We start from the raw sequence: 21,815 nt of genomic DNA, 5'->3' as shown, positions 1-21,815 counted from the left end.
TCAGTCAGGGCCCCGATCCGAGGTGCGGATCGGGGCCCTGACTGACCCCGCGCTTGTGGAGATCAGATCTACTCGGATCAGATCTTCGCGGAGGCGTCCTTCAGGACGGAACGCAGGATTCCGCCGATCTCGCTGAACTCGGCCGGGCCGATGGTCAGCGGCGGCGCGAGCTGGATGACCGGGTCGCCACGATCGTCGGCGCGGCAGTACAGTCCGGCCTCCCAGAGGGCAGGGGAGAGGTAGTCCCGCAGGAGCCGATCAGACTCCTCCGCGTTGAAGGTCTCCCGGGTGGCCTTGTCCTTGACCAGTTCGATGCCGAAGAAATAACCCTCGCCACGGACGTCGCCCACGATGTCGAGCTCGAGAAGCTTCTCCAGTTCGGCCCGGAAGAGAGGGGAGTTCTCCCGCACGCGTCCGTTGAGGTCCTCTTCCTCGAAGATGTCGAGGTTCTCCAGCGCCGCAGCGGCAGCCGCAGGATGCCCGGCGAAGGTGAAGCCGTGATAGAAGGTGTTGTCCACCGAATTGAACGGCTCCGAGACCTTGTCCGCGACGATCATGGCACCGAGTGGGAGGTACCCGGAAGTGATGCCCTTGGCGGAGGTGATGATGTCCGGTTCGTAGCCGAGGGCCTTGGAAGCGAAGAAATCGCCGACGCGGCCGTAGGCGCAGATGACCTCGTCGGAGACGAGGAGGACGTCGTACTGATCGCAGATCTCACGGACCCGCTTGAAGTAGCCCGGAGGCGGCGGGAAACAGCCGCCGGAGTTCTGCACCGGTTCGAGGAAGACGGCGGCGACGGTGTCGGGGCCCTCGAAGAGGATCGCCTCTTCGATGCGGTTCGCCGCCCACTGGCCGAAGGCCTCGACGTCGTCGCTCGGGGCACCCATCTCGGCGGCACGGTAGAAGTTCGTGTTCGGCACGCGGTGGCCGCCCGGGGTGAGGGGTTCGTAGAACTTCTTCATATCGGGGATGCCGGTGATGGCCAGCGCGCCCTGTGGGGTGCCGTGATAGGCGACCGCACGGGAGATGACCTTGTGCTTCATCGGCTTGCCCTGAAGTTTCCAGAAGTGCTTGGCCAGCTTGAAGGCCGATTCCACAGCCTCGCCGCCACCGGTCGTGAAGAAGACCTTGTTCATCTCGCCGGGCGCATAGGAGGAGAGCCGCTCCGAGAGCTCGATCGCCGCCGGATGGGCATAGGACCAGATCGGCATGAAGTCGAGCTGCTTCATCTGACGGGCCGCGGCGTCGACGATCCGCTGACGCCCGTGGCCGGCGTTGACCACGAAGAGGCCCGCGAGCCCGTCGATGTAACGCTTGCCCGCGGCGTCGTAAATGTGGTGTCCCTCGCCGCGGGTGATGACCGGGATGCCATCATTGAGCACCTTGCGGGAGGTGAAGTGAGGCCAGAGGTGCTTGGCCGCCTTCGCCTGGAGCGCAGCGGTGTCGTGCGGGCCCTCAGGGCTGAACGGTGTTCTCATCGTGTTCCCCATCCGTATTTCTGTTTCTTCAGTTCGAGATAGACGAACGTCTCGGTGGAAGCCACACCCTCGATCGTCCTGATCTGACTGTTGAGCAGTTCGATCAGATCGGCATCGTCCTCACAGACGATCTCGGCGAGGATGTCGAACGAGCCGGCGCTCATGACCAGGTAGGAGACCGCGGGGAGAAGCGCCAGGCTGTCCGCCACGCGCCGGGTGTCCCCGCTGGTCTTGACGCCGATCATGGCCACACGGTGGAAGCCCAGACTCATGGGATCGGTGACGGCCACGATCTGCATGACCTGCGCATCCATGAGCTTCTGGACCCGTTGCCGGGTGGCGGCCTCACTCAGGCCGACGGCCTTGCCGAGCTCCGCATACGAGCGGCGTCCATCCTGCTGGAGGAGTTCCACCAGTTTCTTGGACGTAGCATCGAGCTGGATGCTGTTCTTGGCGCGGCTCATCTTCCGATTCTGTAATAAAAGCCGTGTTTAAGCAACGGATTCAGTGGAGAAAATTCAGAAGTTCAAGGGAATCAATGTTCTTCACGATCATCTTCGCCGTCCATGAGGCCTCGTGCGGTCAGCGCGTCCCCGGTGCGCTGAGCGTAGGCGACGGAGGCGATCAGGACCGGCAGGATGCGCGCCCGGGGGTTTCGTTCCAGGCCTCTGGCCCGGGCGGCGTCGCGAACCGAGCCGAAGGTGCCCAGCAGATAGGGGATGCTGCGCAGCGTGATGCCGATCAGCAGTGCCACGCGTTCGGGGGAGAGGCCGAAGCGCCGGAACGGGCGGGCAGCCCGGGCGACGCCGTCCAGGAGGACCGTCATCGGCGTGGTGAGAGTGAGTACTGCCGCACCCAGCAGACAGCAGGCGATGTTGGCCACGATGCTGACGGCGCGTCCCGGGCCCAACTGCCAGCTCTGGAACACCAGGATCAGGGCCAGCAGCGGAGCGGGCGCGGTGAACAGCCGGAGGAAGCGTTGCCAGCCGGGACGGATCGACGCGAAGAGCAGGGCCACGATGAGCAGGGTGACGCAGGAGGCCTGCCAGCTGCTGAGCCAGAAAGTGGCGAGACCGAGCATGAGTACCGCGAGAGTCTTCACCCCGACCGGGGTGCGGTGCAGCCAGGAGTTCCCCGGAAGATACTCGCCCAGAGGCGTGCGATGCCCGTTCATGCCCGCTCCGCCAGCGACAGCTCCCGGTAGAAGCGCACCGCATCCTCCGGACCGCCGTCGAAGACGATCGAAGCCTGGTCCACCACGAGCACGCGGTCCATCTCCTGCACGAGTTCGAGGTCGTGGGTGGCCATGATCTGCTGCTGTTCAAGTCCCCGCAATGTATGCCGCAGCAGTTCCCGGTTCCGCAGATCCAGCAGTGTGGACGGTTCGTCCAGGACGAGGACGGACGGTTCGACGGCGAGGACGCTGGCCAGTGCCATGAGCTGCCGTTCGCCGCCCGAAAGCCCGTACACGCTCTGGTCCGCCAATGCCGCCAGGCCGAAGCGATCCAGGATCTCCTGAGCCCGCCCGCTGCGCTCCCGGCGGGGGACCGAACGCCGGAGGGAGAGCTCGATGTCTTCCCTTCCCGTCGGCATCACGAGCTGACTCAGCGGATCCGTGAACACGAAGCCGACCCGTGTCCTCACGGCCCGGCCGTCGCGGCGGGAATCCAGTCCTTGTACCCGGACGGTGCCTGCATCAGGTACTTGCAAGCCGTTCAGCAGGCGCAACAGGGTCGACTTTCCAGAGCCGTTGGCTCCCAGCACACCGATCCGGCGTTCCTGCATCGTCAGCTGCCCGACGCGCAGAATGGTGCGTGCCGGGCGTCCGTCCTCGGCGGGGATGCGGACGACGACGTCGCGCAGTTCGATGCCGTCGGCAGCCTCGTCAGGCATCGGCACCGGCGTCCGTGGCGATGGTGCGCTGGGCGCGGCGGAGGAGGATGTCCGGGAAGGCACGATGCAGTGTGACCGCGAGAATGGCGGCCACGATGTTCTTGAGCACATCGCCGGGGTAGAACGCGAGGTCCGCCACGAACGCCTGGCCGAGGCTTGTCTTCGCGTTCAGCATGATGCCCAGCGGGCCGAGAGTGTGGGTCAGCAGCACGCTGCTGCCCAGGGCGGCCACGAAGAACCAGAGAGCCCGGGGCTTGAGTCCCCGCTGGAGGATCTTCGAGGCGAAGAAACCGGCCAGGGCTGCGACCAGAGGGAAGGCGACGATGTATCCGGCCGAAGGGCCCGCCAGGACGCCGAGTCCGGCCCGCCCCTGGGAGAAGATCGGCAGCCCGGCCAGGCCCAGCACCACGTAGAGCAGAACGGCGGCGAAAGCGCGTCGGCCGCCCAGCACCAGACCGGTCAGCACGATCGCGAGCGTCTGGATGGTGATGGGGACACCGACGCCGCCGATGCTGATTCCCGGGACGAACGCCGACGCGGCCACCAAGGCGGCGAAGACGGCCACCAGGGCCAGGTCGCGGGGCGTCCAGCCGGGACGGTTCGTGGTGGCAGGGGGAGTCGCTGTGCTCATGCTCTCCTCGTTCAGCTGTGTCATGGGCTCCACCCTAGGAGCGTCCTGCACGAGTATTTTTGTAGAGCTCCTCCACAAGAATCGGGCCGGGTATTGGTGCTTTCCGCAATTCGGGTGCGGAGCCGCGCACGGGCGTGGCGCGGTGAGTGTACGGGTTCAAGAGCTCCGTGCAGCTGAGTTCGTGGGTAGCCGCGCGCGTGGAACGGTGCAGTGGTAGCCTGCCGTCGTGGACACGATCGTTCCCCTCGATGCAAAGACGTGGCCGCTCTTCGCGGACCTCAACGAGCGTCAGGGCGGCTTGTTCGGGGGCTGTTGGTGCAGCTACTTTCATGGTGAGCGTGGAGAGCGTGAGCCTGGCGCTGAGGGGTCCCGGGCATTCAAAGAGCGTTTGGTACGCGACGGCGTCGCGCACGCGGCGCTCGTCGTGCGTGACGGTGAGGCCGTTGCCTGGGCGGAATACGGCACGCCAGAGGAACTGCCGAACATTCATCACCGCAAGCAGTACGACGCCGAGAAGGAGCGAGACGCCGACTTCCGCATCACCTGCATCCAAGTCGATAAGCGATGGCGTAAGCAGGGGCTTGCGGAACTTGCGCTGCGCGGGGCCGTGGAACTGATCGCCGCCCGAGGCGGGGGACTGGTCGAGGGATACCCGCACGATATGGCGCTCAAAGAAGGTAAGAAGACGTCCTCGTCGTTCCTCTACAACGGCACTCGGCGCATGTATGAGCGGGTGGGTTTCGTCTACGTCAGGCCGAAAGGGCAGTTCAACTGCGTCATGCAACTTGAGGTCCCGCCGGCGTGAGGCTCTAGGGCCCCGTTCTCCCCTCGAGCCAGGGTTGGCCCCTTATGGCTGCCCAAGCAGGCCGGCTCACCCCTGTGCAGGTACCTTGCCGTCGTCGGCATGCTCGACAGGCCGGTAGAATCGACAGGGCCCCTGCACTCCCGGACGATTCTCCGTCGCGGATACGCCGTCGTCGGTATGGCGGAGGGCCTCAACCACGCACCCAGCGGAAGGCACCCTTGTGATCAGCGTCCAAGAACTCGAACTGCGCGCCGGAGCGCGCCTGCTCATGGACCAGGTGACCTTCCGCATCGACAAAGGCGACAAGATCGGCTTGGTGGGCCGAAACGGCGCCGGCAAGACGACTCTGACCCGCGTCCTGGCCGGTGAAGGGCTGCCCGCCGGTGGCACGGTGACCCGTGCCGGTGAGATCGGCTACCTGCCGCAGGATCCGCGGACTCCTGACATGGAACAGCTCGCCCGGGACAGGATCCTCTCCGCCCGCGGTCTCGACGTCATCACGCGCAAGCTCAAGCAGGCGCAGATCGACATGGCCAGCGAGGACGAGGCTGTGCACCGCAAGGCCATGAACCGCTACGACCGTCTCGAGGCGGAGTTCCTCGCAGGCGGCGGTTACGCCGCGGAATCCGAAGCAGCCACCATTTCGGCGAATCTCGCCTTGCCGGAGCGGATCCTCAACCAGCCGCTCAAGACGCTCTCCGGTGGTCAGCGACGTCGTGTGGAGCTGGCCCGCATCCTGTTCTCCGGTGCGGACACCATGCTCCTTGACGAACCGACCAACCACCTGGACGCCGACTCCATCACGTGGCTCCGCGACTTCCTGAAGAGTCATCAGGGCGGGCTGATCGTGATCAGTCACGATGTGGAGCTGCTCGAAGCCACGGTCAACAAGGTCTATCACCTGGATGCCAACCGCTCCACCATCGACTACTACAACATGGGCTGGAAACGCTATCTTTCGCAGCGCGAGACCGATGAGCGGGCCCGCCGTCGTGAGCGCGCCAACGCCGAGAAGAAGGCGGCCGTCCTGCTGGACCAGGCCAACAAGATGCGCGCCAAGGCCACCAAGGCGACCGCGGCGCAGAACATGATCAAACGCGCCGAACGCATGCTGGGCGGACTGGAAGAGGTGCGTGCCTCGGACCGGGTGGCTGCTTTGCGTTTCCCGGAGCCCGCACCGTGTGGGAAGACGCCGTTGACCGCGGAAGGCCTGAGCAAGTCGTACGGGTCCCTGGAGATCTTCACCGATGTGGATCTGGCCATCGACCGCGGTTCCCGCGTCGTCGTGCTGGGCCTGAACGGTGCCGGTAAGACCACCCTGCTTCGCATGCTCGCGGGTGTGGACGCTCCGGACACGGGCGAGGTGGTTCCCGGACACGGGCTGAAGATCGGCTACTACGCCCAGGAGCACGAGACCCTGGACCACGAGCGGACCGTGCTGGAGAACATGCGTTCTTCCGCGCCGCAGCATATGACGGACACGGAGGTGCGCAGCATCCTGGGCTCGTTCCTTTTCGTCGGTGACGACGTCGACAAGCCGGCCGGAGTCCTCTCCGGCGGCGAGAAGACCCGTCTGGCCCTCGCCACCATCGTCGCCTCAAGCGCCAATGTGCTGCTGCTGGATGAGCCCACCAACAACCTGGACCCGGCCAGCCGCGCCGAGATCCTGGGCGCCCTGGCCAACTACAAGGGCGCCGTCGTGCTCGTCTCCCACGATGAAGGCGCCGTGGAGGCCCTGAACCCGGAGCGTGTGGTGCTGCTCCCGGACGGCGTCGAGGACATCTGGAACGCCGACTACCTGGATCTCATCACTCTCGCCTGAGCGGCGTGCGGAAGAGCCCCCTCGAACATTGTCCGAGGGGGCTCTTCCGTCGGTGGCGAGGGAGCCTCCGGGGCACGATTGCCGGGCGACTAAGCTGGCCGGATGAAGTAGGTGGACCTCACAACGGACCGACTGAGCCTTCGACGCCCAGGGTGGGAGGACGTCGACAGGGTCTTGGCGATCTGCCAGGACCCGGACATCATGGCCTTCGCCACGGTGCCGGATCCCTGTCTGCACCAGGACGCACTGAGTTTCATCACGGAAGCGATTCCTGCCGGTTGTTGGGCTGCAGGGACCGGGCTGGCATGGGGGATGTGCAGGCGAGATTCATCAGAGCTGATCGGCTTGATATCGCTATCCCATATCCACGACGGCGCGGCGGAGCTCGGGTACTGTCACCTGGCCGGATCGGATCGGATCGTTCGAAACTGACCCGCCAGCGGACCCGGGAACTTCCGGTCCTACTGGAATCCCTGGGCGTCCAGGATGGCGTCTTCCTCGTCCTCGGCGGTGCGTCGCCCGGAGGCCTTGCGGAGTGCCTGCTTCCGTTCGGCGCTCTTCCTGTTCTGGCGCCAGTACTTGGCCGCGGTGTGCGTGCTCGGCACTTCGGACGGAACGACGGCGCCGTCGTGGTCGGCCTGTTCCTCACCGGCGGCGAGGCGTGCGAGCTCGGCATCCTCGGCGTCGAGCGCGTCATTCTTGGCCTGCTGACGGGCCGCGTAGCCGAAGCCGAAGAGCATCAGAACACCGAAGGCGAACCACTGGAGTGAATACGAAAGGTGCGTTCCGTCATCCAGGGTCGGCATCGGCAGCTGCGCAGGTGCCGTGGCAGGGGCGGGGGACTCTGACGCCATCCGACCGTAGGCCCCTTGGAGAATCGGGTAGCTGAGCTGGGTGCCGTACTGGCTCAGATCGATCGTGGCGATCTGGCCCTGCGGTGCTCCGCGGTTCAACGCAGGCTCGGAGGGACGGACCCGGACCACCACTGTCGCCTCGCCCTGAGGCGGTGCCGGGATGGTGTCCGGATAGCCGTTCTCCTTGTTGCCGATGGGAAGCCATCCCCGGTCCACGATGACGGTCTCACCGGTGTCCAGGCGGAAAGGGACAACGACCTCGTAGCCGGGCTGACCGTTCAGCGGCCGGTTGCGGACCACCCGCTGGTCCTCGGAAAGGTAACGGCCCTTCAGGCTGACCTGGCTCCACTCCTTCGCGGCGTCCATCTGGACGAACAGATTCCGGGCCTGGGCGAAGGGCAGCGGAGTGGCGTTGTAGTTCGTGTCGATGCGTTTGATGGTGGCGTTCGTTTCGTCCATCCGGCCCATCTGCCAGCGGCCCAGGAAGACACAGGCGATAGCGAAGATGATCGCCAGGACGAGGTAGCTCAGCCAACGACGTGAGAAGAGGAAACGATACATCTAGACCCGGCCTCCTGCTCCGGGGACGTCACCGGGTCCGGTGGCGTCAAAAGGGACGGTCTCTTTCCAGAAGCTCCGCTGCTGAAGGTAGTCCTCCAGCCATTCGCGGTGTTCCTGGCAGGCGAGCCAGACCTTGCGCCGTTCAGGGGTGTGGATCTTCGGATTGTTCCAGAGGACTTTCCACTGTGCGGGGGTACGGCAGGCTTTGCGGGAGCAGATGGCTTCGGGCATCGTCGCCGGGCCCTGGCCGAGGGTGTCGAAGAAACTCACGCGGCGTCTCCGGTGTGGTCGGCGTGTCCGGGGCGGGGCTCCTGCGTGGTCTGTTCCGAAAGGATCTCTCCCTGGATCACGGTTCCCGCCGTCTCACCGGAGGGCGTGGCGTCCTGAGCGTCCGGTTCCGCAGTGAGCTCGGCCTGCAGGGGGGTGCCGATCAGATTCTCGCTCGGCGCCTCGGCCATGTCGCCGCCATTGGCGATCACGACGGCGATCCACGGAAGGAACACGGCGCCGGCGATGGCGATCAATTTGAACCAGCCGTCCAGTACGAACAGCAGTCCGAGGCACACCACACGGATGCCCATTGCGACGGCGTATTTGATCATTCGCGCCCGGATCTCATCCGAGTGCGCAGCGCCTGCATCTGTGATGCTCACGACCTCGGCATCGTGGGCCGGTTTGCCCTGCCGCCCGCCGCGTCGACCGCTGAACTCGGGCTCCGTCATGGTTTCCACTCACGCTCCAATGTGCTCGTTTCCATTGTCTCACCGTCCCGCATGAGCCCAAAAACGAGCGGACCGATAAGATGCATTCGGTATTCACGTCAGCATTGAGGAAGTGAGAGCACGCATGAGCGAGCAGAGCACCACGGGCCGCAGCGTCCTGGTCACAGGCGGGAACAGGGGAATCGGCCTGGCGATCGCACAGGAGTTCCTGGCCAATGGTGACAAGGTCGCCGTCACGTACCGCAGCGCCACGGAACTGCCCGAGGGCATTCTGGGGGTCCAGGCGGACGTCACCGATGAGGCCTCCTTGGATGCGGCCTTCAAGCAGGTGGAGGAAGCACACGGGCCGGTCGAGGTTCTCGTGGCGAATGCCGGAATCACCAAGGACACGCTCCTGCTGAGGATGAGCGAAGACGACTTCACCTCGGTGCTCGACACGAACCTCACTGGCTCGTTCCGCGTTCTCAAGCGCGCCATCAAGGGCATGATCCGGCTCCGCAAGGGCCGCGTGGTGTTCATCTCCTCGGTGGTCGGACTGTACGGATCGCCGGGGCAGATCAACTACTCGGCATCCAAGTCGGGTCTGATCGGCATGGCCCGGTCCCTGACCCGCGAGCTCGGTTCCCGTGGCATCACCGCGAATGTCGTCGCTCCCGGTTTCATCAACACGGACATGACCGCGGAATTGCCGGAGGAGACGCAGAAGAACTACCTGGCGACGATCCCTGCCGGGCGCTTCGCCGAGGCCGCCGAGGTGGCCCGTGTGGTCCGCTGGGTCTCCAGCGACGAGGCCGCCTACATCTCCGGTGCCGTCATCCCCGTGGATGGCGGACTGGGCATGGGCCACTGAGACTTCCGACCTTTCTTCACCGTTCCAAGGAGCAATACATGGGAATTCTGGATAACAAGACCGCGATCGTGACGGGGTCCTCGCGAGGCATCGGCGCGGAGGTCGCCAAGATCCTCGGTGCCGAGGGCGCAGCCGTCGTGGTCAACTACCGGCAGAAGGCGCCGCGGGCCAACAAGGTGGTGCAGCAGATCACCGAGGCCGGTGGCCGCGCCGTCGCCGTCGCAGGCGATCTGACCGCAGAGGGCGGCCCGGAGTCGCTGGTAGCCGCCGCGCAGGAGAACTTCGGTGGCCTGGACATCCTCGTTCTCAACGCCTCCGGCGGCATGGAGTCCCACCTCGGCGAAGATTACGCTCTGCGACTGAACCGCGACGCTCAGGTCAACATGCTGAAGGCCGCCACGGCTGTCATGCCGGCAGGATCCCGCGTGGTGTTCGTGACGAGTCACCAGGCACACTTCATCGACACGGTTCCGACCATGCCGGAGTACGAGCCGGTGGCCCGCAGCAAGCGCGCCGGCGAGGTCGCTCTCCGCGAGTTCATTCCGGAGCTCGAAGCCAAGGGCATCAGCTTCGTGGTCATCTCCGGCGACATGATCGAGGGCACCGTCACGGCCACCCTGCTGGACCGCGCCCGTCCCGGTGCCATCGAGGAGCGTCGTGCCTCGGCCGGCAAGCTGTTCACGGTGGAGGAGTTCGGTGTCGAGGTGGCCGCCATGGTCAGCGCAGACGTCCCCACCGGGCACACCGAGTATGCCGGTGGTGCGGGGCACTTCCAGAAGTGACCCCCTGACGGCTGAGGGCCGCCTTCCCGATGGGAAGGCGGCCCTCTCCGCGTTCGGTACGGTCCGGTCTCAGGCGAGCGGGACCCCCGCCAGCACGGCGACGGCGTCCAGGTGAGGCTGGTTGATGGCGGCTCCCGCCGCCCCCTGGACGGCGGGCTTCGCATTGAACGCGATGCCCAGCCCGGCCGTGGCCAGCATGTCCAGATCGTTGGCACCGTCGCCGACGGCGAAGCAGGCGTCGAGCGGCACTCCTGCAGCCTGAGCCCACTCACGCAGCTTGCCGGCCTTGGTGGCGCGGTCCACGACATCGCCCGCCACGCGCCCGGTGAGGACACCGTCCTGGATCTCCAGATCGTTGGCCAGCCAGTGATCGAGACCCAGATCCTGGGCGATCGGCTCCAGAACCTGACTGAAGCCGCCGGAGACGACGGCGACCTGGTGCCCCTGCGCGTGGAACGCGTCCACGAGACGACGGGCGCCGACGCTCAGCCGGACCGCGTCACGCACCTCGTCCAGGACGGACACCGGAAGCCCGGCGAGCTGAGCGACCCGCTGGTGGAGGCTCTGGGCGAAGTCGAGTTCACCACGCATGGCGGCCTCCGTGACGGCCGCCACCTCGGCCTCTTTGCCGGCATGAGCTGCAATGAGTTCGATCACTTCCTGCTGGATCAGCGTGGAATCGACGTCCATGATGAGGAACTTGCGCTCGGCATGACGGAGAGCGCTGGGGACGACTGCGACATCGACGGGAAGCTCCTCCTGGGCCAGAGCCTCGCGGACTGACACCAGCCAGTGTTCAGCGACCACGGAGGCTGCCGTCTCCTCCGACGGGGCGGTGACGGCCAGTTCGGCGGCGGAGAACCCGTCCGCCGGGATCGGGGTCCAGGGGTTGTTCACCGCTCCGAACCTTCCGATCACCTCAGCGACCTGATCCAGCGCGTTCAGAGTCAGTTCCGGGGCATAGGCAAGGGCGGTGAAGTGTGACTGCATGCTGCCATGGTAGCCAGCGTTGCGGTTATCCATGGAACCCTGCTTTGGCCTAGGGTTCTGTGTTATGAGTGATGTCCTTCAGCTGAGCCATGTCACGGTCCGGAGGGGCCGGAAAACCCTTTTGAACGATGTTTCCTGGCAGGTCAATGAGGGGGAACGGTGGGTGGTCCTCGGACCGAACGGCGCCGGCAAGACGACTCTGCTTCAGCTGGCTGCGGCGCGGATGCACCCCAGTGGCGGCACCGTGGACATCCTGGATGAGCGTCTCGGACGGGTGGACGTCTTCGAATTGCGGCCGCGGATCGGCCTGTCCTCCGCGGCGTTGGCGAATCAGATTCCCGAGGATGAGACCGTCCTGAACGTCGTCGTCACAGCTGCTTACGGCGTGACCGGCCGCTGGCGGGAAGGGTATGACCGCGCCGACGAACGGCGAGCCTTCCGGCTGCTGAACGAATGGGGGATGGGTCCCCTGCTGAACCGGCAGTTCTCCACGCTGAGCGAGGGGGAGCGGAAGCGTGCTCAGATCGCACGCGCGCTCATGACGGATCCGGAGCTGCTGCTGCTGGACGAACCCGGCGCCGGACTGGATCTCGGCGGACGCGAAGAGCTGGTCGCCGAGCTCGGAGTGCTGGCGGCCAACCCCTACTCACCCGTCACGGTCCTGGTGACCCACCACCTTGAGGAGGTCCCGCCGTCGTTCACTCACGCCCTGTTGCTGCGCGACGGCGGCGTGGTGGCCGCCGGGCCGCTCGCTGAGGTGCTCACGGAGGAACACCTCAGCACCACCTTCGGTCTGCCCCTCACGGTCACGCAGGACGCCGGGCGCTTCACGGCCCGCGCGCGCCGCTAGGGCCGCACCGTATGGAGTGGCTGCACAGCGTTCTGATCTTCATCGCCGGCCTCTGGGCCGGGACCATCAACGCCGTGGTCGGCTCGGGCACACTCGTGACCTTCCCCGTCCTGGTGGCTCTGGGGACGGCTCCGGTGACGGCGTCCATCAGCAACGCGATGGGACTGATCGCAGGCGGCGTCTCCAGCGCTGTGGCGTACCGGAAGCAATTGCATGGCCAGTGGGGAGCTCTCGCACGGCTGATGCCGGCGTCCGTGCTGGGCGGGGTGACGGGTGCCTACCTCTTGCTGCATCTTCCGGAGACGGTGTTCCAGTACGTCGCACCGGTCCTGATCGTCCTGGCGCTCTTGCTCGTGGTGTTCCAGCCGAAGCTGCAGAGCTGGGTCCGTAGCAGAGAGCAGAATCCCGAGAACGCCGCCAAGGACAAGAACCACGGTGTGCTGCTCGTGGCCCTGGTGTTCCTCGCGGGCGTCTACGGGGGCTACTTCGTCGCGGCACAGGGCGTGCTGCTCGTGGGCATCCTCGGCGTCTTCATGGCCGGGACCATGCAGCAGGCGAACGCCATGAAGAACTTCCTGGTGCTGGCCGTCAATCTGGTGGCGGCCGTCTCCTACCTGATCTTCGCGTTCGGGCGGATCGACTGGGGCATCGTGCTCATCATCGCGGTCTCGTCGCTGATCGGCGGCATCGTGGGGGCGAAGATCGGCCAGAGGCTCAAACCGGTGGCCTTGCGGACCGTGATCGTGGTCCTCGGCCTGGTGGCCCTGGCAGTCATGGTCTCGAAGCTGCTGGCATAATCCTCTGACGTGCCTGTCATCCATCTCGAGTCCGCGGACGATCCGCGCGTCGCCGACTATCTGAACCTGACCGACGTCCAGCTGCGGCTCAAGACCGAGCCCGAGCGGGGTCTCTACATCGCGGAGTCGTCCCGGGTGGTCCGCCGGGCCATCGCCGCCGGTCACCGGCCCCGGTCCTTCTTCCTGACGGAGAAATGGATGGCGGACCTCGAGGACCTCCTGGAACGTTTTCCCGAGGTCCCCGCCTATGTCGGCGACGCCGCGATGCTGGAGGCGATCACCGGTTTCCACCTGCACCGCGGCGCGTTGGCGGCGATGCACCGGCCTGCGGCGCGGCCCTTGGCTGAGGTGCTCGACGGCGCACGCCGGGTGGCGGTGCTGGAGGACATCACGGACCACACGAACCTCGGCGCGATGTTCCGTAGCGCCGCCGGTCTCGGCGTGGACGCCGTCCTGGTGACCCCTCGATGCGCGGATCCGCTGTACCGCAGGGCCATCAGGGTCAGCATGGGCACGGTCTTCCAGGTCCCGTGGGCCCGTCTGGAGTCCTGGCCGGAGGGCATCGGGGAGCTGCGGGCCGCAGGATTCACCGTGGCGGCGATGGAGCTGACCCCGGAATCGCTGACCATCGACGTGCTTGCGGCCCGCAACCCGGAGAAGCTCGCCTTGATCCTCGGCACCGAGGGCGCAGGGGTGACCGCGGCCGCCCTGGAGGCGGCCGACGTCGCCGTCGAGATCCCGATGCGTCCAGGGGTCGACTCGCTCAATGTCGCTGCAGCCTCGGCCGTCGCGTTCTGGGAGCTGCGGGCGCGCTGAGCGCAGGCAGTGCGCATGAGTTTCCGTGCACGCCGTCCGATCCTGTAGACTTCATAGCTGGCCGTCCAGGCCGAACATCATCCCTGCTGCTGGCAAAATCCAGCGGCGCGAACGAAGGTCCACTGATGAAGTCTGATATTCACCCCAAGTACCAGTCGATCGTTTTCAACGACCTGGCCTCCGGCGTCAAGTTCCTGACCCGCTCCACCGCCACCTCCGAGAAGACCATCGAGTGGGAAGACGGCAAGACCTACCCGGTCATCGACGTCGAAGTTTCCTCCGAGTCGCACCCGTTCTACACGGGCAAGCAGCGCATCATGGACTCCGCCGGTCGCGTCGAGCGCTTCAACGCTCGCTTCAAGGGCTTCGGCAAGAAGTAAGCTTCTTGCCCACACGGAAGGGACCACAGCACGGCTGTGGTCCCTTCCGTGTTTAACCCCACAATCAGCCGGGCACCTTCGGCGCGGTCCCTTGGGCCACTAGGCTTGAAACCATGTCCACGCATCATGGTGAATTCAAGGTTCCGGGCGGAAAGCTGGTGGTCGCAGACCTCCAGACGGCCGGTGGAGTGCTGGAGAAGGTCTCGATCAGCGGCGACTTCTTCCTCGAACCGGACGAGGCACTCGATGCCATCAACAGTGCGTTGCTCGGCGCCCCCACTGACGCCGCCTCGGCCGTCCTCGCCGCGCGCATCCGCGATGCGCTGCCGGTGAACACCCAGCTCTTCGGAATCACGCCGGAGGGCGTCGCCACGGCGGTCCGGCGTGCGCTCGGCCTGGCCAGCACCTGGTGGGACCATGAGTGGGAGGTCATCCCGCCCACGGTCCTGCCCACCGAGGTGAATGTCGCACTCGACGAAGTGCTGACCCGTGCCGTCGGCGATGGCCGGCGCCCTGCGCTGCGGTTCTGGGACTGGGAGGAGACCGCCGTCGTCATCGGCAGCTTCCAGTCGTACCGCAACGAACTCAACCCCGAAGGTGTCGCCCGGCATCAGGTGAACGTGGTGCGCCGCATCAGCGGTGGGGGAGCCATGTTCATGGAGGGCGGCAACTGCATCACCTACTCGCTGTATCTGCCGCAAAGTCTGGTGGACGGGCAGAGCTTCGAGGCTTCCTATGCCTTCCTGGACTCCTGGGTCTTGGAAGCCCTCGCCAAGGTCGGGGTGACCGCCCGCTACGTCCCGCTCAATGACATCGCCACCGACCAGGGCAAGATCGGCGGGGCCGCCCAGAAGCGCCTGGCCAATGGCGGAATGCTCCACCACGTCACCATGAGCTACGACATCGATGCGGACAAGATGGTGGAGGTGCTGCGCATCGGGCAGGAGAAGCTTTCGGACAAGGGCACCCGCAGCGCCAAGAAGAGAGTGGACCCGCTCAAGCGGCAGGCGGGCCTGGACCGCCTGGCCATCATCGAGGTGATGATGGAAGTCTTCCAGGAGCGCTACAGTGCGGTCCGCAGCACTGTGGACGACACCGAACTGGCCGCCGCCCGCGAACTCGCCGCCACGAAGTTCGCAACCCCCGAGTGGCTTCACCGGGTGCCATGAGAGGCACCGTGATCGCGCTCGGCGGCGGCGGATTTTCGATGTCCGACGACGGCGCCTCGCTCATCGACGACGAGATTCTCGCCTTGAGCGGCAAGGAACGTCCATCCGTCTGTTTCGTCCCGACAGCCAGCGGCGACGCCGAAGGATACTGCCGTCGCTTCGAAGACGCCTTCCGTGGCAGGGCAGAGACCTCGGTGCTCTCGCTCTTCTGCCGGGAACCCTGGGGCTACTCGGACCCGCAGCTGCTCCTGGAGCAGGACGTCGTCTACGTGGGTGGCGGCTCCACGGTGAACCTCCTGGAGCTCTGGCGACGGCACGGCCTGCCGGAGATCCTGGAACATGCGGCCGAGCAGGGTACGGTGCTCGCGGGTATCAGCGCGGGCATGAACTGCTGGTTCGACTCCTCGTCCACAGACTCTTTCGGCCCGCTGGCGCCACTGAACGACGGCCTGGGTTTCGTGCCCGGAAGTGCCTGCCCGCACTACCTGGGGGAAGCACTCCGTCGCGAGCGGTACCTCGGCTGGGTCGGTTCCGGTGCCCTGGGCGGCGGCTACGCGGCGGATGAATATGCCGCCCTGATCTTCAAGGACGGCGTGCTCGTGGACGGGATCAGTGAACAGCCGGGCCGTCAGGCCTTCCGGGTGGAACCCGATGGCAGCGGCTCGGCCGTCGAACGGGAGATCCCGTTGCGACTCCTCTCCTGAGGCATTGACGGCAAGGGCCCGGCAGCCAGGCTGCCGGGCCCAGGACATCACGTGCCGCTATCAGGCCGCCTGGGCCCGCAGCGAGCGGAGCAGCTTGTCGCGCTCCTCGATGATGAGACGGCGCAGTGCGCGCGGCGCATCCTGGTTCGCCGCGAGCCACGCATCGCACCGCAGCGCGGTCGGATGCGTCTCAGGTGCCTGCCCGGCGGCGAGATCCTGGGAACCCGGGAAGAACCCGAGGACCACCCGGCTGGCCATCCCGATGCTCATCGACGTCCATACGGTGGTGAGCCCCTCGAAGTACCGCTCCTCGTACGGAGCGAGCAGTGCAAGGCTGCCGGTCATGAAGCCGGCGATGGTGGCACTCAGATTGCGGTTGGACAGTTCGGTATCCGCCCCGCTGGCCTTCCACGCGGCCGCCTTCGCCTCCGCCGTGGGGCGGGCGGCCAGTGCCATGGCGTGACCGGCGCGGGAGTCGGCGTTGTCCTCGCGCGCCAGTTCGGCGTCGAGCGCGGCCTGGTCCAGTCGACCGTGCGCGGCCAGCGCCTCCAAGGCCGCCCAGCGGAGCTTGGTGTCCAGAGCGAGGCCGTCCACCTGCTGCCCGCCGTTCAGCAGACCGGTGAGGAGGTGCAGCGCCTTCGTGCTGTGCAGGCTGAGCGCCATGACACAGCGTGCCCAGGCCAGCTGTGCGTCCGATCCGGCCTCGGCGTCCTGAAGACGTGCGACGGCGGTCTGGGTCAGTTCATCACGCAACCCGGCACGGCCGGCGGCCGGGACGTAGTGGTTGACGGCCAGAACGGCGTTGCTGAGCACGGACTGGAGGACCCCGATGGTGGGCTCCGTATGGGCGAAACGCATGGCCATCCGGATGTACTCCTCGGCCGGCCGGATGCCGTCACGGGTGGCGCTCCATACGGCGTTCCAGGAGAGGGCACGGGCCATGGGGTCCTGCAGGGCGTCCAGGCTCTGGGTCACGGTCTCGTAGGAGGCGTCGTCCAGGCGGATCTTGGCGTAGCTCAGGTCTTCATCATTGAGCAGGGCCAATGCCGGGCGCTTGCGCGCAGCGAGGGCGGAAACCTCGGTCTCGGCTCCGTCCACCTCCAGGTCGAGGGTTTCCGTCGCGACGAGCAGGCCGTCGTCGTCGAGGTCGTAGAGGCCGAGCCGGAGCCGGTGCGGGCGGGGCGTGGTCCTGCCGGTCACCGGATCGTGAGCCTCCTGGACGATCCCGGCGGATGTGATCGTGCCGTCCTCGTCCTGGATTTCCAGGCGCAGCGTCGAGATCCCGGAGGTCTCCAGCCATGCTTTGGACCATTCGCCCAGCTGCTTGCCGGAGGCGGCGTCGAGTTCGTCCAGGAGATCCGCCAGGGTGGTGTTCCCGAACTCGTGCTTGCGGAAGTAACGGCGGGCGCCCTCGATGAAGGCGTCGAAGCCCACATAGGCGACCAACTGCTTGAGGACGGCGGCGCCCTTGGCGTAGGTGATGCCGTCGAAGTTCTGCTTGGCGGCTTCCAGATCGGTGATGTCCGCGACGATCGGATGCGTCGTGGGCAGCTGATCCTGGACGTAGGCCCAGGCCTTGCGCTGATTTGCGAAGTTAACCCAGGAGGTCGTGAACTCGCTCGCACGGTCGACACCGAGGGTCCCCATGAAGTCCGCGAAGGACTCCTTCAGCCAGAGGTCGTCCCACCAGCGCATGGTCACCAGATCGCCGAACCACATATGGGCCATCTCGTGCAGCAGCGTGTTGGCCCGGCCTTCGTACTGCGCCTGAGTGGCCTTGGAAGAGAACACATACTCCTCCGTGAACGTCACGAGGCCCGGATTCTCCATGGCGCCGAGGTTGTACTCCGGCACGAACGCCTGATCGTACTTGCCCCAGGGGTACGGGTAGTCGAAGAGCTCGTTGAAGAACGCCAGTCCCCGCTTGGTCTGTTCGAAGAGGCGTTCCGTGTCGAAGGAAGCGGAGAGGGAAGCGCGGCAGTAGAGCGCCAGCGGCACGTGCAGAGTCTCGCCGTCGGATGTCTGCCCGGTCCACGCATCAGAGGCACGGAAGTAGGGACCGGCAAGCACCGCGGTGATGTAGGTGCTCAGGGGGAGCGTCTCGGCGAAGTCCCAGCGGGCCGCCTGAAGATCGCTGGCCAGAGGTGTCCGGGAGGTCTCGACGCCGTTGGAGACCACGTGCCAGTGAGCCGGGGCCGTGATGTGGAAGGTGTAGCGGGCCTTGAGGTCGGGCTGCTCGAAGTTCGCGAAGACACGGCGCGCGTCGGCGGGTTCGTACTGGGTGTAAAGGTAGGTCTTCCCATCCGCAGGGTCGACGAAACGGTGCAGGCCCTCGCCGGAACGGCTGTAGAGGGCGTGAGCGAGGACGGTGACCTGGTTCAGCTCGCGCAGCTCCGGCAGCTTGATCCGGCTGCCGTCGACGACGTCGTCGATCGAGAGCTTCTTCCCGTTGAGGAAGACCGCTTCCACGCTCTCTCCGATGAAGTCCAGGAAGGTCGCTGAGCCGGGCTCGGCTTCAAAGGTGATGACGCTTTCACTGGGGAACCAGGAGACGGCCGGGTCCTCGGCGTCCCGGACATCGAGGGTGACGTCGTAGCTGAGAGTACGGACCGCCGCTGATCGTTCCTGTGCTTCATTGCGTGTGAGATTGTGGTTTTGCACCCGAATATTCAATCATGCATACGGGGCAGGCCGGGCGGTTCTCACCAGGGGGAGGGTTTGTAGTCCTTGAGGAAGACCCCGTACTGGTCCTCGCCGGCCTCACCCATCACAATCGGGTCGTAGACCCGAGCGGCTCCGTCCACAAGGTCCAGAGGCGCATGGAATCCCTCCTCCATGAGGCGGACCTTGGTGTAGTGAGGACGCTCATCCGTGATCCAGCCGGTGTCGACTGCCGTCATGAGGATCTGGTCCTCCTCGAACATCTCACCGGCGCTCGTCCGGGTCATCATGTTCAAAGAGGCCTTCGCCATATTCGTGTGCGGGTGTCCCGGGCCCTTGTACTGGCGGCCGAACTGGCCTTCCATCGCGCTGACGTTGACCACGTACTTGCGACGCGCCGTCGAGCGCCGCATCGTCTCCCGCAGACGGCTGACCAGCAAGAACGGTGCGGTGACGTTGCAGAGCTGGACTTCCAGCATCTCCAGGGGATCCACCTGGTCCACCACCTGGGTCCAGGAGTTGACGGCGGCCAGGTCGGGGACCAGGCCACCGGCGTCGATGGCGGTTCCTGCTGCGATGCGTTCCAGGGAGGCGGATCCGGTGGAGAGGGCCAGGGAAGTGACGGCGTCCCCGGCGAGTACCGGATGCTCCAGAACACTCGTGGCCAGAGCCAGGGGGTGCTTGTCGTGAGCGTGGCCGAAGGTGACCAGCTCAGGTCCGCCCTGGGCGGACTGCAAGGCGAGGGGGAGCGGCTCGTCCTCGGCGTCCACAAGAGGCTTGTACGCGTTGCCCGATCGGCGGACGGTCTGCGCCGCATTGTTGATGATGATGTCCAGCGGTCCGGCCGCTGCGACGGAGTCCGCCAGGGAGATCACCTGCGACGGGTCACGCAGATCGATGCCCACGATCTTCAGACGGTGCAGCCAGTCGGCACTGTCCTCCATGGCGGCGAAGCGCCGGGCAGCGTCCTTGGGGAAACGGGTGGTGATGGTGGTGTGCGCGCCATCGCGCAGCAGACGCAGGGCGATGTACATGCCGATCTTGGCCCGGCCGCCGGTGAGCAGCGCGCGGCGGCCCGTCAGATCCGTCCGGGCATCGCGTTTGGCGTGACTCATGGCGGCGCAGTCAGGGCAGAGCTGATGGTAGAAGGCATCCACCTGGGTGTAGTGCTGCTTGCAGATGTAGCACGGCCGCGAGCGGAGCAGGTGTCCGGCGATCTCTCCCGTGGCGGAGCTCGCAAGCTTGTTCCCGCGGGTCTCGTCGTCGATCCGGTCTGGAGCCGCCGTGGCAGTCAACGCCATCACGGCACGATCCGCGGCAGCCATGGCGTCACGTTTCTCATTGCGCCGATGCCGCTTGACGGCTTTGAACATCTTTCCGGTGGCGCGCCGCACCGCGACGTAATCCGGGTGGTCCTCGTCGTAGACGTGGATCGTGTTCAGCACCTTGAGGCAGGCTTCGATCTCATCGGGCGTGAGTTCCGGAGTGGTCATTTCCCCCATTTTAGTGGGCCTTGCGGGGTGGGTCGGCCCAGGCCGTCTCACCCCGCAAGGATCAGGCTCAGGACGGGTGCCCGCCGAGCGCCGAAACGGCCTGCTCCTCCTCGGTTTCAGCGCTCTCATCGGAGTCTTCCGACGGCGTCACAGGGTCGGAGAGCACGGGCCGTTCGGTCTGGACCAGGGAGACCTTGTCGATGGCGGCCTTGAGATCGTCGTACTCTTCGACGGCGGCGCGCACGCTCTCCGGCACGGTGCCTCGAAGGCTCTTGGAGAGCGCCAGCTCATCCTCACCGGGTTCGGGAACGGTCTGGCCCTTGGCCAGTACGGTGATACCCGACTCGGTGACCTTGAAACCGCGGGCCTCGTCCAGTTCCTTGTCCACTCCGATGGTGGCGCCCTTCGGGATGCGGACGTTCTTGTCGAGGATGGCCCGGCGGACGATCGCCCCTTCGCCGACCACCACATTGTCCATGAGCACCGAATCCAGCACCCGCGCGCCGGCGTCGACGTAGGCGTCCGTGGAGAGGACCGATCCCTCGACGATGCCGCCGGAGACCACGACGCCATTGGCCACGATCGAGTCCAGCGCCGTACCGACCGTGTTGTTCCGGCCCTTGACGAACTTGGCGGGCGGCGAGATGGTCTGGCGGGTGAAGATCGGCCAGTCGCGGTTGTAGAGGTTGAACACCGGGACGGGGGAGATCAGGTCCATGTGGGCGTCGTAGAACGAATCGATGGTGCCCACATCGCGCCAGTAGGTCCTGTCCCGTTCGGTGGAACCTGGAATCTCGTTGGTCGTGAAGTCGTAGACGCCGGCCTCGCCGCGGGAGACGAAGTACGGAATGATGTCGCCACCCATATCGTGCTTGGTGTCGGTGCGCTCCGCGTCGAGCGTCAGAGCCTCCACCAGGGCATCCGCGTCGAAGACGTAGTTGCCCATCGAGGCCAGGAACTGGTCGGGCGCTGCGGCGAGTCCAGGGGTGCTGGCGGGCTTCTCGACGAAGGCGGAGATCTTGCCTGCGTCCTCCTGGTCCACCTCGATCACACCGAACTGGTTGGCCATCTCCAGCGGCTGGCGCACGGCTGCCACGGTCGCTTTGGCCCCGCTGGCCACGTGCTGGGCGACCATTTGTTCGAAGTCCATGCGGTAGACGTGATCCGCCCCGACCACCACCACGATGTCCGGCTGCGCATCGTGGATCAGGTTGAGGGACTGGTAGATGGCATTGGCACTGCCTAGGAACCAGCTCTTGCCGATGCGCTGCTGGGCCGGGACGGATGCGACGTAATTCTGCAATTGGGTCGAGAGGCGCCAGGTTTCCGAAATATGCCGGTCGAGGCTGTGCGATTTGTACTGCGTCAGCACGACGATGCGGAAATAGCCGGAGTTCACGAGGTTCGACAGGGCGAAATCGATCAAGCGATAGCTCCCGGCGAACGGCACCGCGGGTTTAGCCCGGTCAGCCGTGAGGGGCATCAGCCGGTTGCCTTCGCCGCCGGCCAGGACTATTGCTAGGACTTTTCTCGGTGCCATGATTCGGACTCCTGGGT

General features: G+C 65.9%; 22 protein-coding genes and 1 pseudogene. 11 read left to right on the top strand and 12 right to left on the bottom strand.

Annotated elements, in window-relative coordinates; genetic code table 11:
* Nucleotides 1-77: 77 nt before the first annotated feature.
* The 5 genes from ACIPXZ_RS03335 to ACIPXZ_RS03315 form a co-directional block, all read right to left on the bottom strand.
* Nucleotides 78-1,478 carry an aspartate aminotransferase family protein gene (locus ACIPXZ_RS03335; RefSeq protein ID WP_400590716.1) on the bottom strand — a complete coding sequence of 467 codons (1,401 nt, stop codon included), beginning with the start codon at nucleotides 1,476-1,478 and terminating at the stop codon, nucleotides 78-80.
* Complete coding sequence (locus ACIPXZ_RS03330; protein WP_400590715.1) at nucleotides 1,475-1,942, bottom strand: Lrp/AsnC family transcriptional regulator; 468 nt, start codon at nucleotides 1,940-1,942, stop codon at nucleotides 1,475-1,477. Before ACIPXZ_RS03330 ends, ACIPXZ_RS03335 begins: the two co-directional genes overlap by 4 nt.
* 71 nt (nucleotides 1,943-2,013) lie before the next feature.
* Nucleotides 2,014-2,652: an energy-coupling factor transporter transmembrane component T family protein gene (locus tag ACIPXZ_RS03325; protein WP_400590714.1), complete on the bottom strand. Its 639-nt coding sequence runs from the start codon at nucleotides 2,650-2,652 to the stop codon at nucleotides 2,014-2,016.
* Nucleotides 2,649-3,371, bottom strand: a complete 723-nt coding sequence (locus ACIPXZ_RS03320; RefSeq protein ID WP_400590713.1) for an energy-coupling factor ABC transporter ATP-binding protein — start codon at nucleotides 3,369-3,371, stop codon at nucleotides 2,649-2,651. The genes ACIPXZ_RS03325 and ACIPXZ_RS03320 overlap by 4 nt, the downstream gene beginning before the upstream one ends.
* On the bottom strand, nucleotides 3,364-4,026 hold the full coding sequence (locus ACIPXZ_RS03315) for a biotin transporter BioY (protein ID WP_400590712.1): 663 nt from the start codon (nucleotides 4,024-4,026) through the stop codon (nucleotides 3,364-3,366). The genes ACIPXZ_RS03320 and ACIPXZ_RS03315 overlap by 8 nt, the downstream gene beginning before the upstream one ends.
* Nucleotides 4,027-4,228: 202 nt before the next feature.
* On the opposite strand from ACIPXZ_RS03315, the gene ACIPXZ_RS03310 reads away from it, so the two are divergent.
* From ACIPXZ_RS03310 to ACIPXZ_RS03300, 3 genes are all read left to right on the top strand, one after another.
* On the top strand, nucleotides 4,229-4,807 hold the full coding sequence (locus ACIPXZ_RS03310; RefSeq protein ID WP_400590711.1) for a GNAT family N-acetyltransferase: 579 nt from the start codon (nucleotides 4,229-4,231) through the stop codon (nucleotides 4,805-4,807).
* 220 nt (nucleotides 4,808-5,027) lie between these two features.
* Nucleotides 5,028-6,629: an ABC-F family ATP-binding cassette domain-containing protein gene (locus ACIPXZ_RS03305; RefSeq protein WP_400590710.1), complete on the top strand. Its 1,602-nt coding sequence runs from the start codon at nucleotides 5,028-5,030 to the stop codon at nucleotides 6,627-6,629.
* Nucleotides 6,630-6,740: 111 nt separating this feature from the next.
* On the top strand, nucleotides 6,741-7,061 hold the full coding sequence (locus ACIPXZ_RS03300) for a GNAT family N-acetyltransferase (RefSeq protein ID WP_400590709.1): 321 nt from the start codon (nucleotides 6,741-6,743) through the stop codon (nucleotides 7,059-7,061).
* 29 nt (nucleotides 7,062-7,090) lie between these two features.
* Here ACIPXZ_RS03300 and ACIPXZ_RS03295 read toward each other — a convergent pair whose 3' ends face one another.
* From ACIPXZ_RS03295 to ACIPXZ_RS03285, 3 genes are read right to left on the bottom strand one after another with little or no spacing between them, the layout of a single operon-like run.
* Nucleotides 7,091-8,044 carry an SURF1 family protein gene (locus ACIPXZ_RS03295; RefSeq protein ID WP_400590708.1) on the bottom strand — a complete coding sequence of 318 codons (954 nt, stop codon included), beginning with the start codon at nucleotides 8,042-8,044 and terminating at the stop codon, nucleotides 7,091-7,093.
* Complete coding sequence (locus ACIPXZ_RS03290) at nucleotides 8,045-8,314, bottom strand: hypothetical protein (protein ID WP_400590707.1); 270 nt, start codon at nucleotides 8,312-8,314, stop codon at nucleotides 8,045-8,047.
* Nucleotides 8,311-8,766, bottom strand: a complete 456-nt coding sequence (locus ACIPXZ_RS03285; protein WP_400591083.1) for a DUF3099 domain-containing protein — start codon at nucleotides 8,764-8,766, stop codon at nucleotides 8,311-8,313. The genes ACIPXZ_RS03290 and ACIPXZ_RS03285 overlap by 4 nt, the downstream gene beginning before the upstream one ends.
* 124 nt (nucleotides 8,767-8,890) lie before the next feature.
* Here ACIPXZ_RS03285 and ACIPXZ_RS03280 point away from each other — a divergent pair, with 124 nt between their 5' ends.
* Complete coding sequence (locus tag ACIPXZ_RS03280; protein ID WP_400590706.1) at nucleotides 8,891-9,616, top strand: beta-ketoacyl-ACP reductase; 726 nt, start codon at nucleotides 8,891-8,893, stop codon at nucleotides 9,614-9,616.
* Between the two features lie 38 nt (nucleotides 9,617-9,654).
* Nucleotides 9,655-10,398: an SDR family oxidoreductase gene (locus tag ACIPXZ_RS03275; RefSeq protein ID WP_400590705.1), complete on the top strand. Its 744-nt coding sequence runs from the start codon at nucleotides 9,655-9,657 to the stop codon at nucleotides 10,396-10,398.
* A 69-nt stretch (nucleotides 10,399-10,467) separates the two neighbouring features.
* Here the strand turns inward: ACIPXZ_RS03275 and serB are convergent, their stop codons facing one another.
* Nucleotides 10,468-11,388, bottom strand: coding sequence for a phosphoserine phosphatase SerB (gene serB, locus ACIPXZ_RS03270; protein WP_400590704.1), 921 nt, complete (start codon nucleotides 11,386-11,388; stop codon nucleotides 10,468-10,470).
* 64 nt (nucleotides 11,389-11,452) lie between these two features.
* Here serB and ACIPXZ_RS03265 point away from each other — a divergent pair, with 64 nt between their 5' ends.
* From ACIPXZ_RS03265 to ACIPXZ_RS03240, 6 genes are all read left to right on the top strand, one after another.
* The gene (locus ACIPXZ_RS03265; RefSeq protein ID WP_400590703.1) at nucleotides 11,453-12,238 is read left to right on the top strand and encodes an ABC transporter ATP-binding protein; all 786 of its coding nucleotides are present in this window, start codon (nucleotides 11,453-11,455) and stop codon (nucleotides 12,236-12,238) included.
* A gap of 11 nt (nucleotides 12,239-12,249) precedes the next feature.
* Nucleotides 12,250-13,035 (top strand): sulfite exporter TauE/SafE family protein, encoded by a 786-nt coding sequence (locus ACIPXZ_RS03260; protein ID WP_400590702.1) that lies wholly within the window; start codon nucleotides 12,250-12,252, stop codon nucleotides 13,033-13,035.
* A 9-nt stretch (nucleotides 13,036-13,044) separates the two neighbouring features.
* Entirely contained in the window at nucleotides 13,045-13,851 is an 807-nt protein-coding gene (locus tag ACIPXZ_RS03255) for a TrmH family RNA methyltransferase (protein WP_400590701.1), read from the top strand.
* A 125-nt stretch (nucleotides 13,852-13,976) separates the two neighbouring features.
* Nucleotides 13,977-14,231: a type B 50S ribosomal protein L31 gene (locus ACIPXZ_RS03250; protein ID WP_400590700.1), complete on the top strand. Its 255-nt coding sequence runs from the start codon at nucleotides 13,977-13,979 to the stop codon at nucleotides 14,229-14,231.
* A 113-nt stretch (nucleotides 14,232-14,344) separates the two neighbouring features.
* A complete protein-coding gene (locus ACIPXZ_RS03245; RefSeq protein ID WP_400590699.1) occupies nucleotides 14,345-15,400 on the top strand; it encodes a biotin/lipoate A/B protein ligase family protein in 1,056 nt (351 codons plus the stop codon).
* Entirely contained in the window at nucleotides 15,397-16,104 is a 708-nt protein-coding gene (locus ACIPXZ_RS03240; RefSeq protein WP_400590698.1) for a Type 1 glutamine amidotransferase-like domain-containing protein, read from the top strand. The genes ACIPXZ_RS03245 and ACIPXZ_RS03240 overlap by 4 nt, the downstream gene beginning before the upstream one ends.
* Nucleotides 16,105-16,164: 60 nt before the next feature.
* Here the strand turns inward: ACIPXZ_RS03240 and pepN are convergent, their stop codons facing one another.
* From pepN to glgC, 3 genes and pseudogenes are all read right to left on the bottom strand, one after another.
* Nucleotides 16,165-18,765, bottom strand: coding sequence for an aminopeptidase N (gene pepN, locus ACIPXZ_RS03235; protein WP_400590697.1), 2,601 nt, complete (start codon nucleotides 18,763-18,765; stop codon nucleotides 16,165-16,167).
* Between the two features lie 41 nt (nucleotides 18,766-18,806).
* Nucleotides 18,807-20,258: an SDR family NAD(P)-dependent oxidoreductase gene (locus ACIPXZ_RS03230; protein WP_400590696.1), complete on the bottom strand. Its 1,452-nt coding sequence runs from the start codon at nucleotides 20,256-20,258 to the stop codon at nucleotides 18,807-18,809.
* Between the two features lie 187 nt (nucleotides 20,259-20,445).
* Nucleotides 20,446-21,798: pseudogene (gene glgC / locus ACIPXZ_RS03225) on the bottom strand (glucose-1-phosphate adenylyltransferase); the annotation flags it as partial.
* Nucleotides 21,799-21,815 lie beyond the last annotated feature (17 nt).

Origin of the sequence: Arthrobacter sp. NPDC090010 (assembly GCF_044748305.1) — a bacterium.
Classification (GTDB): Bacteria; Actinomycetota; Actinomycetes; order Actinomycetales; family Micrococcaceae; genus Arthrobacter_E.
The sequence above is the reverse complement of the archived record's forward strand: the minus strand, read 5'-3'. Positions and strand labels throughout refer to the sequence as shown.

What these genes read in the sequence shown, in the direction of transcription:
- ACIPXZ_RS03240 (WP_400590698.1), top strand. Translation starts at nt 15,397, where the DNA reads ATGAGAGGCACCGTGATCGCGCTCGGCGGCGGCGGATTTTCGATGTCC.
- ACIPXZ_RS03335 (WP_400590716.1), bottom strand. Translation starts at nt 1,478, where the DNA reads ATGAGAACACCGTTCAGCCCTGAGGGCCCGCACGACACCGCTGCGCTC.
- ACIPXZ_RS03250 (WP_400590700.1), top strand. Translation starts at nt 13,977, where the DNA reads ATGAAGTCTGATATTCACCCCAAGTACCAGTCGATCGTTTTCAACGAC.
- serB (WP_400590704.1), bottom strand. Translation starts at nt 11,388, where the DNA reads ATGCAGTCACACTTCACCGCCCTTGCCTATGCCCCGGAACTGACTCTG.
- ACIPXZ_RS03320 (WP_400590713.1), bottom strand. Translation starts at nt 3,371, where the DNA reads ATGCCTGACGAGGCTGCCGACGGCATCGAACTGCGCGACGTCGTCGTC.
- ACIPXZ_RS03275 (WP_400590705.1), top strand. Translation starts at nt 9,655, where the DNA reads ATGGGAATTCTGGATAACAAGACCGCGATCGTGACGGGGTCCTCGCGA.
- ACIPXZ_RS03285 (WP_400591083.1), bottom strand. Translation starts at nt 8,766, where the DNA reads ATGACGGAGCCCGAGTTCAGCGGTCGACGCGGCGGGCGGCAGGGCAAA.
- ACIPXZ_RS03280 (WP_400590706.1), top strand. Translation starts at nt 8,891, where the DNA reads ATGAGCGAGCAGAGCACCACGGGCCGCAGCGTCCTGGTCACAGGCGGG.
- ACIPXZ_RS03230 (WP_400590696.1), bottom strand. Translation starts at nt 20,258, where the DNA reads ATGACCACTCCGGAACTCACGCCCGATGAGATCGAAGCCTGCCTCAAG.
- ACIPXZ_RS03315 (WP_400590712.1), bottom strand. Translation starts at nt 4,026, where the DNA reads ATGACACAGCTGAACGAGGAGAGCATGAGCACAGCGACTCCCCCTGCC.
- ACIPXZ_RS03325 (WP_400590714.1), bottom strand. Translation starts at nt 2,652, where the DNA reads ATGAACGGGCATCGCACGCCTCTGGGCGAGTATCTTCCGGGGAACTCC.
- ACIPXZ_RS03265 (WP_400590703.1), top strand. Translation starts at nt 11,453, where the DNA reads ATGAGTGATGTCCTTCAGCTGAGCCATGTCACGGTCCGGAGGGGCCGG.
- ACIPXZ_RS03260 (WP_400590702.1), top strand. Translation starts at nt 12,250, where the DNA reads ATGGAGTGGCTGCACAGCGTTCTGATCTTCATCGCCGGCCTCTGGGCC.
- ACIPXZ_RS03245 (WP_400590699.1), top strand. Translation starts at nt 14,345, where the DNA reads ATGTCCACGCATCATGGTGAATTCAAGGTTCCGGGCGGAAAGCTGGTG.
- ACIPXZ_RS03330 (WP_400590715.1), bottom strand. Translation starts at nt 1,942, where the DNA reads ATGAGCCGCGCCAAGAACAGCATCCAGCTCGATGCTACGTCCAAGAAA.
- ACIPXZ_RS03295 (WP_400590708.1), bottom strand. Translation starts at nt 8,044, where the DNA reads ATGTATCGTTTCCTCTTCTCACGTCGTTGGCTGAGCTACCTCGTCCTG.